The organism is Mucilaginibacter sp. UYNi724 (genome assembly GCF_054057495.1).
In genome coordinates, this window is sequence record NZ_JBSRZI010000003.1 from 188,317 (window position 1) to 206,210 (window position 17,894).

18 protein-coding genes are annotated in these 17,894 nt (G+C 44.8%); 9 read left to right on the forward strand and 9 right to left on the reverse strand.

The annotated features are described in order from the left end of the window. The first annotated feature begins 70 nt into the window (after positions 1–70). Complete coding sequence (locus tag ACVW0P_RS06155; protein WP_354429601.1) at positions 71–931, forward strand: AMP nucleosidase; 861 nt, start codon at positions 71–73, stop codon at positions 929–931. 152 nt (positions 932–1,083) lie between these two features. Continuing rightward, the gene (locus tag ACVW0P_RS06160; RefSeq protein WP_457131298.1) at positions 1,084–2,445 is read left to right on the forward strand and encodes a pyridoxal-phosphate dependent enzyme; all 1,362 of its coding nucleotides are present in this window, start codon (positions 1,084–1,086) and stop codon (positions 2,443–2,445) included. Between the two features lie 313 nt (positions 2,446–2,758). Here the strand turns inward: ACVW0P_RS06160 and ACVW0P_RS06165 are convergent, their stop codons facing one another. From ACVW0P_RS06165 to ACVW0P_RS06180, 4 genes are all read right to left on the reverse strand, one after another. Continuing rightward, positions 2,759–3,130 carry a DMT family protein gene (locus ACVW0P_RS06165; RefSeq protein WP_457131299.1) on the reverse strand — a complete coding sequence of 124 codons (372 nt, stop codon included), beginning with the start codon at positions 3,128–3,130 and terminating at the stop codon, positions 2,759–2,761. Positions 3,131–3,199: 69 nt separating this feature from the next. Further along, positions 3,200–4,756, reverse strand: a complete 1,557-nt coding sequence (locus tag ACVW0P_RS06170) for an ArnT family glycosyltransferase (RefSeq protein ID WP_457131300.1) — start codon at positions 4,754–4,756, stop codon at positions 3,200–3,202. A 132-nt stretch (positions 4,757–4,888) separates the two neighbouring features. Continuing rightward, positions 4,889–6,196 carry a UDP-N-acetylglucosamine 1-carboxyvinyltransferase gene (gene murA, locus ACVW0P_RS06175; protein ID WP_457131301.1) on the reverse strand — a complete coding sequence of 436 codons (1,308 nt, stop codon included), beginning with the start codon at positions 6,194–6,196 and terminating at the stop codon, positions 4,889–4,891. Between the two features lie 143 nt (positions 6,197–6,339). Next, entirely contained in the window at positions 6,340–7,107 is a 768-nt protein-coding gene (locus ACVW0P_RS06180; RefSeq protein WP_457131302.1) for a DUF4290 domain-containing protein, read from the reverse strand. Positions 7,108–7,306: 199 nt separating this feature from the next. Here ACVW0P_RS06180 and ACVW0P_RS06185 point away from each other — a divergent pair, with 199 nt between their 5' ends. Continuing rightward, positions 7,307–8,413 carry a mandelate racemase/muconate lactonizing enzyme family protein gene (locus ACVW0P_RS06185; protein ID WP_457131303.1) on the forward strand — a complete coding sequence of 369 codons (1,107 nt, stop codon included), beginning with the start codon at positions 7,307–7,309 and terminating at the stop codon, positions 8,411–8,413. Positions 8,414–8,501: 88 nt separating this feature from the next. Here the strand turns inward: ACVW0P_RS06185 and ACVW0P_RS06190 are convergent, their stop codons facing one another. The 3 genes from ACVW0P_RS06190 to ACVW0P_RS06200 all read right to left on the reverse strand — a co-directional run bounded on the left by ACVW0P_RS06190 (position 8,502) and on the right by ACVW0P_RS06200 (position 11,290). Then, on the reverse strand, positions 8,502–9,872 hold the full coding sequence (locus tag ACVW0P_RS06190) for a dipeptidase (protein WP_457131304.1): 1,371 nt from the start codon (positions 9,870–9,872) through the stop codon (positions 8,502–8,504). A 127-nt stretch (positions 9,873–9,999) separates the two neighbouring features. Then, entirely contained in the window at positions 10,000–10,335 is a 336-nt protein-coding gene (locus ACVW0P_RS06195) for a YbjQ family protein (RefSeq protein ID WP_457131305.1), read from the reverse strand. 34 nt (positions 10,336–10,369) lie between these two features. After that, positions 10,370–11,290, reverse strand: coding sequence for an alpha/beta fold hydrolase (locus ACVW0P_RS06200; protein ID WP_457131306.1), 921 nt, complete (start codon positions 11,288–11,290; stop codon positions 10,370–10,372). 78 nt (positions 11,291–11,368) lie between these two features. On the opposite strand from ACVW0P_RS06200, the gene ACVW0P_RS06205 reads away from it, so the two are divergent. From ACVW0P_RS06205 to ACVW0P_RS06225, 5 genes are all read left to right on the forward strand, one after another. Further along, the gene (locus ACVW0P_RS06205) at positions 11,369–12,151 is read left to right on the forward strand and encodes a Rossmann-like and DUF2520 domain-containing protein (RefSeq protein WP_457131307.1); all 783 of its coding nucleotides are present in this window, start codon (positions 11,369–11,371) and stop codon (positions 12,149–12,151) included. A 19-nt stretch (positions 12,152–12,170) separates the two neighbouring features. Continuing rightward, positions 12,171–12,503: a 2Fe-2S iron-sulfur cluster-binding protein gene (locus ACVW0P_RS06210; RefSeq protein WP_354429622.1), complete on the forward strand. Its 333-nt coding sequence runs from the start codon at positions 12,171–12,173 to the stop codon at positions 12,501–12,503. A 45-nt stretch (positions 12,504–12,548) separates the two neighbouring features. Beyond that, complete coding sequence (iscX, locus tag ACVW0P_RS06215; RefSeq protein WP_252756468.1) at positions 12,549–12,791, forward strand: Fe-S cluster assembly protein IscX; 243 nt, start codon at positions 12,549–12,551, stop codon at positions 12,789–12,791. A gap of 70 nt (positions 12,792–12,861) precedes the next feature. Next, positions 12,862–13,383, forward strand: coding sequence for a KdsC family phosphatase (locus ACVW0P_RS06220; RefSeq protein ID WP_354429626.1), 522 nt, complete (start codon positions 12,862–12,864; stop codon positions 13,381–13,383). A gap of 83 nt (positions 13,384–13,466) precedes the next feature. Next, entirely contained in the window at positions 13,467–14,033 is a 567-nt protein-coding gene (locus ACVW0P_RS06225; RefSeq protein ID WP_457131308.1) for a Maf family nucleotide pyrophosphatase, read from the forward strand. 101 nt (positions 14,034–14,134) lie between these two features. Here the strand turns inward: ACVW0P_RS06225 and ACVW0P_RS06230 are convergent, their stop codons facing one another. Continuing rightward, positions 14,135–16,102 carry a M1 family metallopeptidase gene (locus ACVW0P_RS06230; RefSeq protein WP_457131309.1) on the reverse strand — a complete coding sequence of 656 codons (1,968 nt, stop codon included), beginning with the start codon at positions 16,100–16,102 and terminating at the stop codon, positions 14,135–14,137. 103 nt (positions 16,103–16,205) lie between these two features. On the opposite strand from ACVW0P_RS06230, the gene ACVW0P_RS06235 reads away from it, so the two are divergent. Then, on the forward strand, positions 16,206–16,919 hold the full coding sequence (locus ACVW0P_RS06235) for a carboxypeptidase-like regulatory domain-containing protein (RefSeq protein WP_457131310.1): 714 nt from the start codon (positions 16,206–16,208) through the stop codon (positions 16,917–16,919). Here ACVW0P_RS06235 and ACVW0P_RS06240 read toward each other — a convergent pair. Continuing rightward, positions 16,916–17,845: a Ppx/GppA phosphatase family protein gene (locus tag ACVW0P_RS06240; protein ID WP_457131311.1), complete on the reverse strand. Its 930-nt coding sequence runs from the start codon at positions 17,843–17,845 to the stop codon at positions 16,916–16,918. The two genes, ACVW0P_RS06235 and ACVW0P_RS06240, sit on opposite strands and share 4 nt — an antisense overlap. Positions 17,846–17,894: the final 49 nt, after the last annotated feature.

Sequence of the window (17,894 nt, forward strand, 5' to 3'; positions counted from 1 at the left end):
GTTTGCTGTATAAAAAGGTTTTATAGCCTTAAAATACACATACATACACACAAAAAAGAGGACAAAAAAGATGAACGAAGAATTAGACGTAAAGAAAGATGACCACACAAACCCATCAAAAAAGATCAAAGAAGTTTCTACCCCGGTAAAATCGGGTTTAAAAACCAAAGAAGCCATTGTAGCCAACTGGCTGCCCCGGTATACCGGCCGGCCGCTTGATGCCTTTGGCGAATATATTATCCTGACAAATTTCTCCAAATACCTGCAGCTGTTTTCTGAATGGCATAATAACGAGCCTATCATGGGCCTGGATAAACCAATGCAAAGCGTAACAGCCGATGGCATAACCATCATTAACTTTGGTATGGGCAGTTCGGTAGCTGCTACCGTAATGGACCTGCTAACCGCCATACATCCAAAAGCCGTAATATTTTTAGGCAAATGCGGCGGCCTTAAAAAGAAGAATAACGTAGGCGACCTGATACTGCCTATAGCTGCCATAAGGGGCGAGGGTACATCAAACGATTACTTACCCCCGGAAGTGCCTGCACTGCCATCATTTGCGCTGCAAAAAGCCATCTCGACAACCATACGTGACCAGGCCCGCGATTATTGGACAGGTACCTGCTACACCACCAACCGCCGCGTTTGGGAACACGACAAAGAGTTTAAGAAATATCTGAAAAGCCTGCGCGCCATGGCGGTGGATATGGAAACTGCAACCATCTTTACAACCGGTTTCGCCAACAAGATCCCTACAGGTGCATTGCTGCTGGTATCAGACCAACCGATGATCCCTGAAGGTGTTAAGACTGCCGAAAGCGACAGCAACGTTACCACTCAGTATGTAGAAACACACCTGCGGGTAGGTATCGAATCTTTAAAGCAACTTATAAACGGCGGCTTGACGGTTAAGCACCTAAAGTTTTAAAGTGTAAGGCGGTTTTAAGTAAATAAAGAGTGGTTTTACTATCGGTTTGTCGCCTGCAAGTAACTACTAATTATTCAACTACTCACTTTCATCATTAATTATTAATTTTGTACCTGTCCTGTTAAACCTACGGGATAAGTAGATAATATAATATGTGGCATAATAATATACTCGAAACCATTGGTAATACCCCTATGGTGAAGCTTAACAAGATAGTAAAGGACATCCCTGCTACTGTTTTGGCTAAGATAGAAACAACCAACCCGGGCAACTCCATTAAGGATCGTATGGCCCTTAAAATGATAGAAGATGCCGAGAAAAGCGGTAAACTTAAACCCGGCGGCACAATTATAGAAGGCACATCAGGCAACACCGGTATGGGTTTGGCTATAGCGGCTGTCATTAAAGGCTACAAGTGTATTTTCACGAGTACTGATAAACAATCGAAAGAAAAGTTTGATGCGCTGCGCGCTTTTGGTGCGGAGGTTATTGTGTGCCCTACTAATGTTGAGCCGGAAGACCCGCGTTCGTACTATTCAGTATCATCACGTCTTGAGCGCGAGGTACCTAACTCATGGAAGCCCAACCAGTACGATAACCTGAGCAATTCGCAGGCGCACTACGAAAGCACCGGCCCCGAGATATGGGAGCAAACCGAAGGTAAAATTACCCACCTAATAGTAGGTGTAGGAACAGGCGGTACCATATCCGGCACTGCCAAATTTTTGAAAGAAAAAAATCCGGCTATCCAGATCTTGGGTATTGATACTTACGGCTCGGTGTTTAAAAAGTATAAAGAAACTGGTGAGTTTGATAAAAACGAGATCTACCCATACATCACCGAAGGTATTGGCGAAGATTTCCTTCCGCAAAACGTTGATTTTAGCCTGATAGACCACTTTGAGAAGGTAACCGATAAAGACGCTGCCCTAATGACCCGCGAAATAGCCCGTAAGGAAGGCATTTTTGCAGGTAACTCAACTGGCTCTGCCGTTGCAGGTTTATTGCAGATGAAAGATAAATTTAAAGAGGGGGATGTTGTGGTGATCATTTTCCCAGACCATGGTACCCGTTACCTGGGCAAAATGTATAACGACGATTGGTTGCGCGACCGCGGCTTTATCAAAGAAGAAAAGCTGACCGCACGCCACATCATCAGCAAAAAAGAAAACCAGGAGATAGTAACTATAGATTGCGAAAAGACTGTTCTGGAAGCCATAAATACGATCAAATCGCTTAACATAAGCCAAATCCCTGTTACCCAAAAAGGTATGGTTATTGGCAAGATAACAGAAAGTGATATCCTGGATTCGCTGATAGAGAACCCCGGCATTAAATCACAGCCGATAAAAAATATCTCAACCGCGCCATTCCCTTTTATCGACCTAAATACGTCTATTGATAAGATCTCGGGTATGATCAACAAAGATAATATTGCGGTGTTGGTTGAGGATGACAATGGTAAGATCGAGATCATCACCCAGTATGACATCATCAATGCTATATCAGCTTAGATCGGTAAGTATTACCGCAAATAAATTAGTTGTAGAGACGCGATACCTCGCGTCTCTTTTTTTATAATTTAATCTCTCCTGTTAATTAAACACCCATCTGGCCGCTGCATATTAAATATTCCACAGTGTTGGTGACGATATTCTGTCATGTACTTAAATTAAATAGTCCTGATTGTTAACCATTTATGAATATTCATTACGTTCACGGCCGTGAACGTGAACATTATACCTGTAGTATGTGAAGTAAGAGCGGAGGACGTTCTTACCTAATTTAATCTGCACATTTGCATATCCACGCATCTGCATATCAACATCACCACTTCTTAAATATCACAAAAACCGCAAGCACGATAAGCGCAAAGCCTACCAAATGGTTCCAGCCAAGCTTTTCGGTTTTGAAGAACACGACGGTGAATACCATAAACATGGTGAGCGTAATAGCTTCCTGTATGGTTTTAAGCTGAACTAATGTGAACGGCCCACCATCTTCTTTAAAGCCTGCGCGGTTTGCCGGTACCTGGAAAACGTATTCAAAAAACGCCAGCCCCCAGCTGATGAGGATAATTGAGAAAAGGCCAAGATTTTTCCCCCAATCATATTCCTTAAATTTGAGGTGCCCGTACCAGGCAAACGTCATAAACATATTAGATATGGTGAGGAAAAGGATAGTTTTTACTCCGCGCATGGTTGAATAAGGATTTATAGAATTGGAGAATTAACAGAATAATTGCGCAATAGTTTAGTTTCAGCTAAACTACTGCAATCTTTTCTTAGCCAACTCTGCTTTATAGATCTCGTTTAGCTTTGGCGATGGGTTGGTGATCAAATAGATTCTTGACCCATGCTCGAGGGCTAAAGGGTTTAGTACCTGGCCTGTTTCGCGGTAACTTTCTACGACTTTGCTAAGCCTGCGTTTAACGTTGTCATCATCGTCCACATAAATAATGTAGTGCGCGCTCAGGCTATCGGCCGCCCAAAGCTGGAAACTGCTGTTTAGGCTGGTAACCTCAGGCAAGTTGTATTTATGTCTGTAATGATGCAGGGCGCCCGCCTGGCCATAGTTGTCGGCAAACAGCTGCGTGTGTTTTTGTTGTTCAGGGGTAAGGCTGTCGTAAGTGTCGGCAGCTTTTTTAGCCATTTCGTCCCAGCCCAGCATGTCAGCGTAATCTTGTGTTAGGGGGTGTTGTTTCTGGTCTTCCCATTTTGTTATGAAACTCAAAAAGGGCATACGGCGCTCGGTGTTTTTTATGAAAGTAACTGTTCTGTCTAACGGTAATATGGGTAATACCAATGGCAGTAAAAGCAAGTTTGGAACTACAACAATCAATACAGCAACCGTGCGTAATATGTAATAAGTGCGTTTAAGCATGCGCTCTAAAGCGAAACCACCGGCGGCAAACAGCATAGGGTAGGCGCCAAAAAGGTAATAGCTTTTCCCGTTCATCTCCAGTAAAAACAAAAATATCAAGACGTAGGCAATTGCCAGGTACCTAAACCTGCGCAGCTTGAACGAGAACAATAAAAAGCAAAACCCGGTGAACCAAACAAGTAACGCGACGCCGTTTACCAACACCTGCTGCATTACAAAATCCATAGGTTTTACATAGTCCAACTGGGTTTCGCGCAATTCCTGCATGTGGTGGATAACCGGCAAATGATGTGCGAATTGCCAGATAATATTGGGCAGAAATATCAGGATGGCTATTAATGCCGAATAAGCAACATGTTTGTTAAAAAGCAGTTTCCGCTCGCGGCTTATCAAGATACCCACTATAAGCGATGCAGTGAAAAACGCCATGGTGTACTTGGTAAGCATGCCAACACCCACAGCCACACCAAGCCAATACAGGTATTTTACGTCGGCAGTGTTGAGGTATTTGGCAAATAACCAAACCGTTACCACCCACCAAAGCTGATCGAATACCACGGGTTGGAACAAATAACCACTTGCCGCGAAGGCAGGGGCAAAGATCAACGCTAAACAAGCGATGGTGATGGCGTACCTGCGGCCGCCAAGTTCGGCAGTTATCTGACCGGTGAGCCAAATGATTAATCCGCTTGCTATGGTGCTGAAGATGCGTGCCGCGAAAACCGAATCGCCAAAAACGTTAAGGGTGATTTTTGCCAGCAAGGCAATAAAAGGTGGTACTTCTTTATAGCCCCAATCCAGGTGGTCGCCTAAAACCAGGTGCAAAAGTTCATCGCGGTGAAAGCCAAAATTGCTGATGGCAAACAGGTTTAGGATGATTTTTAACGCAACAAAGATCAGTATAAAGGTAGAATACGATGACCTCCGGTTTTTATAAGGCATTATTGGCTATTGGTTGGTTGCCATAAAAATAGTATAAAAACGAATAATATCGAATGTTGAATTTTGAACCCCGAAAAACGAGGTATAAAGCCACTCCATTATTCGGGGTTCAATGTCTCGTGTGATAATATTTTAAACGCGTTTTATATCGGCACCAAGCGCGATAAGGCGCTCATCGATGTTTTGGTAACCGCGTTCTATCTGCTCAATGTTGTAAATGGTAGACTGGCCTTGTGCCGAAAGCGCAGCAATCAATAGCGATACACCCGCACGGATATCCGGCGAGGTCATGGAGATGCCACGTAGCTGCACCATTTTATCTAAGCCGATAACAGTAGCGCGGTGTGGATCGCAAAGAATGATGTTGGCGCCCATATCCAGCAATTTATCTACGAAAAACAAACGGCTCTCGAACATTTTTTGGTGGATAAGTACCGATCCTTTAGCCTGTGTGGCTACTACCAGCACAATGCTCAGCAAGTCGGGGGTAAAGCCCGGCCACGGCGAATCTGCAACGGTTAGTAACGAGCCATCTATGAAGGTATCTATCTCGTAATGGTCTTGCGATGGGATGTAAATATCATCGCCACGGCGCTCCAGTTTAATGCCCAGGCGTTTAAACACGTCAGGTATCATACCCAGTTCGTCGTAATGCACATCCTTAATGGTAATCTCGGAACCTGTCATGGCAGCAAGGCCGATGAATGAACCTATCTCTATCATATCAGGCAGCATGCGGTGTTCGGTACCACCAAGTTCGGTTACGCCTTCAATAGTTAGCAGGTTTGATGCGATACCGCTGATCTTCGCGCCCATGCGGTTAAGCATTTTGCAAAGCTGTTGCAGATAAGGTTCGCATGCGGCGTTGTAAATGGTGGTTGTACCTTTTGCCAAAACTGCTGCCATCACAATGTTAGCCGTGCCGGTTACCGATGCCTCATCAAGCAGGATATAGGTACCCTGCAGGTTTGATGCATCTACATTGTAAAAGCCGTTGTCGGGGTTGTAATCAAAACGTGCGCCCAGTTTTTCGAAACCCAAAAAGTGGGTATCTAATCTACGGCGGCCAATTTTATCGCCACCCGGTTTTGGGATAGATGCTTTACCAAACCGCGCCAACAGCGGGCCTAATATCATAATAGAACCGCGCAGACCGCCGCCCTTGGTTTTAAAAGCTTCCGAAGTGAAAAAATCCTGGTCTATTTCTTTAGCTTCGAAAGTGCAGGTATCGCGCGAGATGCGGTTAACCTCAACACCCATGTCGCCCAGTAACTCAATCAGTTTGTTCACATCCTGTATATCCGGGATGTTGCTGATGGTCATTTTTTCGTCGGTTAATAAAACCGCCGCTATAATTTGTAATGCTTCGTTTTTAGCGCCCTGTGGGATGATCTCGCCTTTAAGCTTTTTACCGCCCTGTATTTCGAATGCGTTTCTCATTTAGTTAATGGTTGATGGTTGATAGTTCATAGCCAAACCAAATTCGACTGATTTACCTCTGCAAAGATTATAAAATAATCGGCAAAAGGTCAGCCATATTTACAGGATTATCTATGAGCCATGAACAATGATCTAAGAACTGATTAATATTTTTTAGCGCCTCCCGGGTTTCGGTTACGGTTATTTTGGTTGTTGTTATTATTGCTGCGGGGATTATTATTGTTGGTACGAGCGCCGCCGCCATTGCTGCTACCGCCGCCGCCGCGGTTATTTTGGTTATTATTATTGTTACGCCCGCGGCTGTTATTATTGTTCTGGTTATTTTGATATGGGTTAGCGCGGAACTCGACACGGTTTAGGTTTACGTTCTCTTCCAGTTTTAAGGTGCCGCCGGATAAGGCGTAAAGATCCGACAAGATAGTTTCATCAGCAACCGAATCTTTGTTCCATTGCACGTAGGCCATTTTCATGAAGTTGGCAATAGCCTGTACCATGTGGCGTTTACGTTCCGGCTCTTCAATGGCTTTGGCCTTCTCTATCATCATTTCGATAGTTTTACCGTAGTGCTTATACCGGATGCGCTGGTTAGGGTATTTAAGCGGCTCGGGTTTCATGTGGATGGCCTCCGGGCTTGGTTTTGGATATGGTGAATCTACATCCAGCTGAAAATCTGATATGATGTGCAGGTGATCCCAAAGCTTGTGTTTAAAATCGGCCACATCGCGCAGGTGGGGGTTTAAGAAGCCCATCAGGTCTATAACCACTTGTGCGTATTTGTTGCGCTCTTCTTTAGTTGGTAACGCCACAATGTATTTCACCATGTTTTGCACGTTACGCCCGTATTCTGTTAATAAAAGTTTATTTCTGGTTGAGTTATAATCAAACGGACCAGGCAAATTTGTTAATGCCATGTATATTTTTTAATTAAATAAATTGTCGTGAAGTTGGATTTCGGCGCATGGACGGTTTCTTAGATAGAGGGGCAGAAACCGGAGAACCGAAATGAAATAGTACGATGTACTAACGCAAATATAAGCTAAATGTGTTAATGTGCAAATTTTGCTAACGGGTATTTAATTTCTGCTATTTTAGCAATTAAGCAATACAGCCATGTCAGCAATCATAACCACCATCGATATCTACCGTTTCAGCATCCCCATGGAGCCGTTCACCATTGCCACCGGCACTATGGACCATGCGCAGAACGTTTTCATCCGCATACATACCAATAAAGGGTTCTATGGTGTAGGCGAGTGTTCGGCGTTCCCAATGATAGTAGGTGAAACGCAGAATACCTGTTTGGTCATGGCTAAGTATTTCGCAGCATTGTGGATTTGGCAGGATGCGCTGGATATCCCGGCCCGGATGCAGCAACTGCATGAAGCCGCCGCCGGCAACACCACAATAAAAAGTGCTTTTGATATGGCTTTATATGATATTGCCGCTAAAAATGCGGGGTTACCATTATACAAGTTTTTGGGCGGAGAAAAGCGCGTGGTGGAAAGCGACATCACAATCGGTATCAGCACACCGGAAGCGATGGCCCAAAAGGCTATCCACTTTAAAGCATCTGGGGCAAACATCCTTAAAGTAAAATTAGGCAAAGGCGCTAAAACGGATGTAGAACGTATTAAGCAGATCCGCGAAGCTGTTGGTCGCGAGATGAAGATCCGTGTTGATGCTAACCAGGGCTGGACCTTTGACGACGCGTTATTTGCCTTGCAAACGATTGGTGCTTATAACATTGAATTTTGCGAACAACCCATGCGCATCTGGTACAACGACCGCCTGCCCGAACTTATGAAATTATCGCCCGTAAAGATTATGGCTGATGAGAGCGTTTATAACCACCACGATGCACGGATGCAGATTGAAAGCAAATCCTGCGATTACATCAATATCAAAATGGCAAAATCGGGAGGGATATTGGAAGCTAAAAAGATCCACGATACTGCCGCCGAGCGGAACATCCACTGTATGATGGGCGGGATGCTGGAAAGCCGCATAGCCCTAAGCGCCAAACTGCATTTTGTCTACGCCAGCCCTAATATTAGATTTTATGATATGGATACCTGCATGCTGGGCCACTTGGTTGACCCATGCGTGGGCGGTGTAACTTATGATGGCTACAGGCTCAACATCAGCGATGCTGTTGGGATAGGCGCAGATGCAGATGAGGTTTTTTTGGAGGGGTGTGAGAAGATAACAATCGTCTGAACTCGAATTGTAAGAATTTATTGAATTGACAGAACGCGAGCATTAATAATTCAATAAATTCTTACAATTCCTGGAATTCGAGTTTAGACTACTTACTCAATTCCGCAAAATACTTATGGAATAATGGGATAGTCTCAATTCCTTTATAATAATTAAAAATATCATATTTCTCGTTTGGCGAGTGCAGGGCATCGCTGTCAAGTCCGAAACCCATTAGCACCGTTTTTAGGCCCAGTTCGGCTTCAAATAAAGCTACGATTGGGATGCTGCCGCCACCACGTGTTGGGATAGGTTGCGTACCGAATGATTCCGCAATGGCTTTTTGCGCCGCTTTGTAGGCAATGCTATCGGTAGGGGTAACCACCGGTTCGCCGCCATGGTGCGGGGTAACTTTTACCTTAACGTATTTAGGTGCTATCTTCAGGAAATGATCTGTAAACAGCAACGTGATTTTCTCTGAAGTTTGGTTTGGTACTAATCGCATCGATATTTTAGCACTTGCTTTTGATGGTAATACGGTTTTAGCGCCTTCGCCAATATAACCGCCCCAGATGCCGTTCACCTCAAGGGTCGGGCGGGTGCCGGTACGCTCGAAAGTGGTATAGCCTTTTTCGCCCCATGTTTCGGCAATATCAAGGTCTTTTTTGTATTCATCCTCATCATACGGGGCAGCATTAAGCTCGGCACGCTCAGTAGCGGTTAATTCGATAACGTCATCGTAAAAACCGGGAATGGCGATATGATTGTCATTGTCATGCAGGGAAGCTATCATTTTTGCCAAAATGGTTGCAGGGTTAGCCACCGCGCCACCGTAAACGCCCGAGTGCAGGTCGCGGTTAGGGCCGGTTACTTCCACTTCCAGGTAAGATAGGCCACGTAAACCAGTCTCTAAAGACGGGTGCTCCATGCTGATCATCGAGGTATCAGATATCAATACCACATCAGCTTTCAAGCGCTCTTTGTTGGCTTTAACAAAGACGCCCAGGTTGTTGGAGCCAACTTCTTCCTCGCCCTCTATCATAAATTTGATATTGCATGGCAGGGTATCGGTTTGCATCATCAGTTCAAATGCCTTTACGTGCATGTAAAACTGGCCTTTATCATCACAAGCGCCGCGGGCATAAATTTTACCATCGCGCACGGTTGGTTCAAAAGGAGGGGTATGCCAAAGTTCTAAAGGGTCGGCCGGTTGCACATCGTAGTGGCCGTAAACCAATACGGTTGGCAGCGAAGCGTCAATTATTTTGTCGCCGTAAACAATAGGGTATCCTGCAGTTTTGCAAACCTCCACATTATCGGCACCTGCATCGGTTAGTTTTTTAGCTACGTAATCGGCAGCGTTTAAAACATCAGGGGCATATTTTGGGTCGGCGCTAACAGATGGGAAGCGCAGTAGTTCAAATAACTCGTCAAGCAAACGTTGCTTATTTTCTTCTATATATTGCTTTATTACTTGCATGAGAATGTAATTTGAAGCAAAGATAGAAGTTTATTTTACGGTGCGATTGATACAATGTCGTTTTTTGTCAGTCTGAGCCTGTCGAAGACTTATAAACCCGACAGGCTCACAATGACATATTATATAATTACTCGGCTACCTTTTCAACAACCACAGCGGTACCGTAAGCGAGTACCTCGGTAATGCCCTGCATCACTTCGTTGGCATCATAACGCATCCCTATAATGGCGTTTGCGCCAATAGCCTGGGCATGTTGTATCAATAGGTGAAAAGCCTCTTCGCGGGCGTTTTCGCAAAGCTCTACATAAACAGAAAGCCTCCCGCCAAACAGCGATTGGATGCCACCGGCAAAGTTGCCCACAACGCTGCGGCTACGCACGGTAATGCCGCGTACAACGCCTAAATGTTTAACAACTTTATAACCGTCTAACCTGGTGCTGGTGGTAATTAACGAAGTGTCCATAGTGTATTAATTAGTGTTTGTTTATAGTTAGATGCTAATTCTTCAAAAATGTTACCAAAGCGGGGTTAACAATATTTGCCTGCTCAATAAAAGGCAGGTGCCCGGCATCATCCACAGGTAAAAATTCTGTTTTAAGCACGCTGCGTACCGAGTCGCTAAATCTGAACGGCACGGTATTATCCTCTTTACCCCAAATAAGCAATACCGGTTTATGTTTATCATTCAGGGCGGTATTTGCTTCGCGGGCGTTGTAGTTGTAGTTATATATTGTTGATACCAACGCCCCGCGGAACCCTTTATATTTCATTTGTGGCTGGTATTGCTCGGCCCAGCCAGGATGGCGGGTTGGGTATTTAAAATCGGAAATTTGGCCAAGTGCACGCTCTTCTGCATGGGTGGCCTCGTAAAAATCAAGCACGAAAGATGGATAGTTTGGCTTGTTGGACACGTAACCCGGGTCTATCAAAACCACCTTGTTTACGGCATCTGGGTAGGCAGCGGTAAAATCGGTTGCTACTTCGCCACCGAATGATACACCTACCAGGCTCACCGATTTTTTAAGGTGGAGCTTATCAAGCAGTTCGTTCAATTGCTCAAAATAAAGCTGTTTGTTATAGGTTACGTTCGGCCGGTCAGAAAAGCCGCGGCCGAACTGATCATAGCGCAGAACGCGGAAACCGTGTTCGGTCAAATATTCATAAGTGCCGTTCCAGATGTAGTAGGGCACGCTAAAGCCGTGGATCAGGACCACCACTTTACCGGTATCGGGCCCGTCAAGTTCGTAATGGGTAACGCCGTTGGTAAGTTCGATGTAGCTGCCGTTGCTGTTTTTACGGAGTTCGTAAGTAAGTTCTTTTTTTTCCACGTTGTAGTGGTTGTAGATAATGTAAGCTGCAACGGCTCCAAATGTCAATAGGATCACAATGGTCAACATAAGGCTCTTCAAAAATTTCATATCAATTAGATTGATTGATTTTAACGAATAAAAATACTTTAAATATTTAATTTAGCGCCATCTATTTATATAGCTGTTATGCGTATTACTATTATAGGCTCGGGCAATGTTGCTACACATTTGGCGGCAGCATTTAAAAATGCAGGCCATCGCATTGCGCAAATTTACAGCCGTAACCTGCACAATGCCGCTTTGTTAGCTTACCATGTGGGCGCAGAGGCGGTTGATAACCCCCAGGACATCAGCCCCGATACCGATGTCTTTATCCTTGCTATTAAGGACGATGCCATCGCATCATTTGTCCCACATTTATCCAGGCATAATAAGCTTATTGTACATACTTCCGGCGCGGTTGATCTGCAGGAGGTATTAAATTTCACCCCTAATGCGGGTGTGTTTTATCCGCTGCAAACCTTCAGCAAAACAAAAGAGGTTAATTTTAGGGAAGTACCGCTTTGTATAGAGGGTGTAAACGAAGCCATTACCCAAACCCTTGAAAGCCTTGCGCGCGACATCAGCAATAATGTTTATCGTGTAAATTCTGCGCAGCGCAAAGTATTGCACCTGGCTGCTGTGTTTGCATGCAATTTTACCAATCACCTGTACAGTATTGGCGAGCAGCTTTTGGCAGGAAGCGATATGAGTTTTGATATGATGCGCCCGCTGATAGCCGAAACTGCCGACAAAATAAGAGAGCATTCGCCGGTAAGCGTACAAACCGGCCCTGCTGTGCGCAACGACGAACAAACCATGCGAAGCCATTTGCAAATGCTGAATGATGAGCCCAATTTGCAGGAAATTTATACACGTTTAAGTCAGGATATTATCAAAAACCAAAACAGCCGCGACGGGGATAAGTAATTTTGTTACTTTTGCCAAAATGAATATTTTTAAAGTAAAGATTAACTTTGAGGAGAAGGACCACGAAAGCGTGGAACTTGCTATAGCCGAGGGGGAATCTGTTTTAGACGTTTGCCTGGAAAACGGCATCGACCTGCAGCACAACTGCGGTGGCGTATGCGGTTGCAGTACCTGCCATGTATATGTTAACAAAGGGATGGATAACATTCAGGAGATATCTGATAAGGAAGAAGACTTCATTGATAGGGCTGTAAACCCGCGCATTACATCGCGCCTGGGTTGCCAGTGTGTTATCATTGATGGTGATATAGAAGTTACCCTCCCGGATCAATCGGGCTTTATGGGCCACTAATATTTAAGAGTCAAGATATTTAGAATCACGAATCAAGAAATGATAATGAACGACGATAAATTCGCCCTGCCAATACACTGGAACGACCACGAGGACATTGCCATGAGCCTTTACGAAAAGTTTGGTGACGATTTTGGCGAGTCAAAAATATACCGCATCCGCTTTACTGAGTTGTTGGACTGGGTGCTTAGCCTGCCAAACTTTAAAGGCACGCGCGAGGAATCAAGCGAAGGCCACCTGGAGCAGATACAAAGCGCCTGGGTGTACGAGTGGAGAGATAACCAATAATTTGCAGTAGGCAGTTGATAGTTTGCAGTTAATAATCGGTAAAATCAAAAAATCAGTGTAATCCAACAAAATGGAATCCTTTTTAACCAAGCTTAAAGATATTACCACATTTATTTTTGATGTGGATGGTGTGCTTACCGATGGGTCGATATTTGTGACCGAAACCGGTGTACAAAGCCGTGCCTTTAATATTAAGGATGGTTACGCTTTGCAGTTAGCTGTTAAATGCGGTTACAATGTTGCAGCAATATCTGGCAGCAGGTCAAAAAGCGCACTCTTCCGTTTAAATAGTTTGGGGATAACCGATGTTTATATGGGTGCGCATACCAAGTCTGAACGTTTTAAGATCTACATCGAAGAGAAAAGTATTAACCCGGCCAATATCCTTTACATGGCCGATGATATCCCGGACCTGGCGGTAATGAAACTGGTTGGCCTGCCTGTTTGCCCGGCAGATGCAGCCGAAGAGATAAAAGCCATCAGCGCCTATGTATCGCCTTACGCCGGCGGCAAAGGCTGTGCCCGCGACATTATTGAGAAGGTAATGAAGGTACAAGGCAAATGGATGAGCGCCGAAGCGTATAGCTGGTAGGGGTTAGTATTGTAGGTCATGGTTAATAGTTCATAGTAGCTACCATGACATTTTCGAAGTACCATGAACCATGATCTATTACCATGAACCCAAAAATCATTCTCGCATCCAAATCACCACGCAGACAAGAACTTTTAAAACTGATGGATATTGATTTCCGTGTGGTTTTAAAAGAGGTTGATGAATCATATCCCGACGGTTTAACACCCGCGGAGATAGCCCTGTACATAGCCGCCAAAAAAGCCGAAGCATTTGATGAAGACGTTAACGACGAGATTGTACTTACAGCCGATACCATAGTAGCGATCGACGGCCTGATCTTAGGTAAACCAGAATCAACCGAGCATGCTATTGAAATGCTGCAACGCTTATCCGGCAAGGTGCACGAAGTTTACACAGGCGTTTGCCTGCTGTACAAAGGGCAATACAATAAATTTTACGACAGGAGCGAGGTGTTTTTCCGCAAGCTTACAGATCTTGAGATCCGTAGTTACGTAGAGGAATACCAACCCATGGATAAAGCCGGCTCATACGGTATCCAGCAACGCATCGGTCTTATCGGCATCGAGCGAATCAATGGCTCTTACACCAATGTTGTAGGCTTACCTACCGAGAAGGTTTATCAGCAGTTGATGAAACTAAATAAATAACGTCATTGCGAGGTACGAAGCAATCTCTTTACTATACAGAGTGGCTCTGCCTAGGTAGAGATTGCTTCGTACCTCGCAATGACTAGCGGATTATTACTTTTTTACAATTTCCTACTATTATTCTTCCTATTCACATCCGGCAAGGCATTATCTGGATCAACAGTAACGCTTTCAACATCTTGGGTAGTTGGTAAAATGTAGTTGGTAACCTTATTTTGCAGCCAGGTTTCTACAGGGAAATAGGTGCGTTGCTTGCTGCCGTCTTTAAGTTTGGCTTCAACGGTGAACGGCATAGCCATCATTTCTTTATTGGCGATGGTTAGTTTTACGCCTTTGCTGTGGTCTTTATCAAGGTATTTAGCATCTATCAGGGCTATATCCAATTTGTAGTTATTGTAGAACCAGCCTTTCCAGAACCAGCTCAGGTCTTCGCCGGCACCGTTCTCCATCGAACGGAAGAAATCATCGGGCTGCGGGTGTTTGTATGCCCACTTGTTAATGTAGTTTTTAAACGCGTAATCAAACCTGTCTTTCCCAAGGATCTGCTCGCGCAGCAAAACCATCCCAAAAGCTGGTTTAAAATAGGTTAGGGGGTGGCGGTATTTTTCGGGAATTGCATCCGGCGCGCTCATAATACTTGGCGAATTTGGGTCGATGATATGCTCTATGATCTCATCGGCAGGGTTACCACCGCCGGGTGCATATTCACCGTCGCGTTTAGGGGCGTATTCGCCTTTGTTAAAAGCATCCGACGCGTAAATGTCGATAAAGGTGTTAAATCCTTCGTCCATCCATGCAAAGCGGCGCTCATCGCTGCCTACAATCATCGGGAACCAATTGTGGCCTATCTCGTGCGCGGTAACCCAGTAAAGTTCTTTGCCTTTGTCGTTTATCCCGTCGAACACAATGCCGGGATATTCCATACCGCCTGCAATACCAGCCTCGTTAATGGCGGTAGGCCATGGGTACACAAACCATTTTTCGGAAAAGTATTCCATCGAACCTTTTAGGTATTCTGTAGCGCGGCCCCATGCATCATTGCCCTGGCTCTCAACGGGGTAAACCGACATCGCCATGGATTTTTTACCGCCTGGCAAGTTCACCCTCGCGGCATCCCAAATAAATGCTTTAGATGCGCCGAAGGCAACGTCCCGGGTGTTTAGCATCTTATAATGCCAGGTTAATGTGCCTTTGTTTACGGGGTGGGATGATGGATCTTTAATTTCTGCCGCAGTGCGGATCATGATGGTTTTATCGCTGTTGCGGGCTGCATCTAAACGTGCAATTTGTTTGGCGGTTAGTACTTCTTTGGGGTTTAGCAGGTCGCCGGGGCCGGCTACCAGTACATCCCATGGGGCGGTTACAGTGTAATCGATATCCCCGTATTCGCAATAGAACTCACCACTGCCCAAAAATGGTGCGGTTGCCCAGCCACGGCTATCGTCATACACGCACATCCTCGGGAAAAACTGAGCTATCTCGTAGATCTTGCCGTTTTTGGTGTCCACATAATCGGTGCGGCCGCCAAAATTGCCGGGGATCTTATAATGGTATTTGATGTTTAGTTTAATAACGCCTTTTAACAACGGTGTAGCCAAACGCACTTGCATGCGGGTGTCAGTTATTTTGTAATTGACTTTGGTGCGTAGGTTTCCGCTGACAACCTCTACAGATTCTATATCATAACCTGTAGTATGTTGCGTAGTCTGCATCCCGGTAACAAAGTTAGAGCGGGCATCTTTTTTATAGGTGTTCTGATCCAGTTGTAACCAGAGGTATTGCAAGGCATCGGGGCTGTTATTGGTATAAGTAATATCGGCAGTGCCGCTAATGCTTTGCGCGGCGGTATCCAGCTTTACGGCAAGCTTATAATCAACACGGTTTTGCCAGTACTTTGGCCCCGGGTCGCCATTTACAGAATGGAACTCGTTCCCTTTTTCTGTATAAGGGATAGGAGAGAACAGCAGCGCGGGCTGATAGCTGGTGATAATGGTATCGTTGGAATTTTTCTGTGCCTGCGCAAAAGTGGCAGAAAGTACTAGCAAAGACGCGCCGATAATTTTTTTCATGTGTAATGACGATAAGGTAAGCAATATAAAAAAACCTCACCTTATGCCGAATTTATTTATGGAAAGTAGACTTACGCTGCATCATATAATAAAACGAAACTTTATGCAACCTATACAAAGTATCAGCATCCCACAGCCCTGCAACGAAAACTGGAACCAGATGACACCCGTTGAGCAGGGCCGCCATTGTAACGTCTGCAGCAAAACGGTTACAGATTTTACCATGATGACCAATAGCGAGATCATCAATTATTTTACTGAGCATATTAACACTTGCGGCAGGTTTGACACCCATCAACTTGCAAGTGTAAATAATTACCTGGAGTTACAGGATAAACCGAAATTTTCTTGGAAGAGGGCTGCATTGGCCGCAGCTATTACGAGTCTATTTGCTACAACTGAAGCCAGTGCCCAAGAAACTGTAGGGGAAATTGCAGTATCGCAATCGTTTAATACGGTAAAAAAAATGTCTACAGGAGATACGGTTAAATATAACACCATAAAAGGTAAAGTGCTTGACGATAGCAAATTGCCTGTGCCGGGCGCACAAATAAAAATCCCCGGTACTGCATTAGGTGCTTTTACTGATGTAAATGGAAATTTCCAACTTAAAACTCCTTCAAATATCCAGATATTTACAGTTTGTTACATTGGGATGCAAACCGAAAAAATAGCTATAGATTCTAACCTAACTGGAGCATATAATATTGGAATGAAGGCTTTATCCGGGCAGTTAGGTGGTGCAGTTGCGGTTGTGCGTGTTAATAAAGTACCCTTTTACAAAATGTGGTGGTATAAACTAAAGCGCGTGTTTTAACCAAGCATCTGCGCCAATACACCTTCTTTTAAGGAGTAGGTTGACATGCTTACATCGGGCACGCCCATTTTTTGCATCATGTAAATGGTAAGCAAACTGGCTACTACGATCATATCTACCCGTACCGGAATAATGCCCTTTATGCTTGCGCGCAGGCTGTGGTTAGATTTGATTAGCAGCTCGATCAGGTCAAGCAGGTTGTCGGTATCAAACTCGTACGCCTTGGTGTTCTTTAGGTAGAAGGTGCGGCCTTTAGTGCGTTCTATTACCTCGGCAAAGCTTTCGAATGCGCCCGATGAACCAATTATCCTGACCGGTTTGTGCTGCAATGCGGCGCCAAAAAGGTCTATAAGCTTGGCATCCAGATAGCGGCTCATTTGTTTGATAGAGGTAACCGGGATAGGATCTGTTTGGTGGAATTTATCCATAAGGCGGGCCGCGCCAATTTCAAAGCTTTCTTTCCAAAGCACTTTTTTATTGTTGCCGATAATGAACTCCACGCTGCCGCCGCCAATGTCCATGATCAGCGCATTCTCATTAGTGAGGCAGCCGCTGGCTTTGATGCCTTCGTAAATGTAAGTTGCCTCCTGTTCTCCGTTTATCAGTTCGATATCGATGTGTGCCTGTTCTTTTACTTCGCGGATAAAATCCTGCCCGTTAGCCGCACTGCGGATGGCCGAGGTGCCAATAGCTCTGCTTTCTGTTACGCTGTTTGCATCAATGTGGCTCCGGAAGCGTTTCATGGTAGCTATACCACGCTCAAATGCCTCGGGTTGGATAAGGCCTTTATTGATGCCGCCTTCGCCAAGTTTTACACCTTCGTTAAGGTGCAGTATCTCGGTAAAGTTCTCTGCGGTTCCCTCTGCTACCAGCAGGTGAAAGGTATTTGTACCGAGGTCCATTACGGCAATGCGCTTGTTAATCATCGTCTGCTAAAGTAAAAAATCCCCGTAAAAGTTTTGGCTGATACAGGGA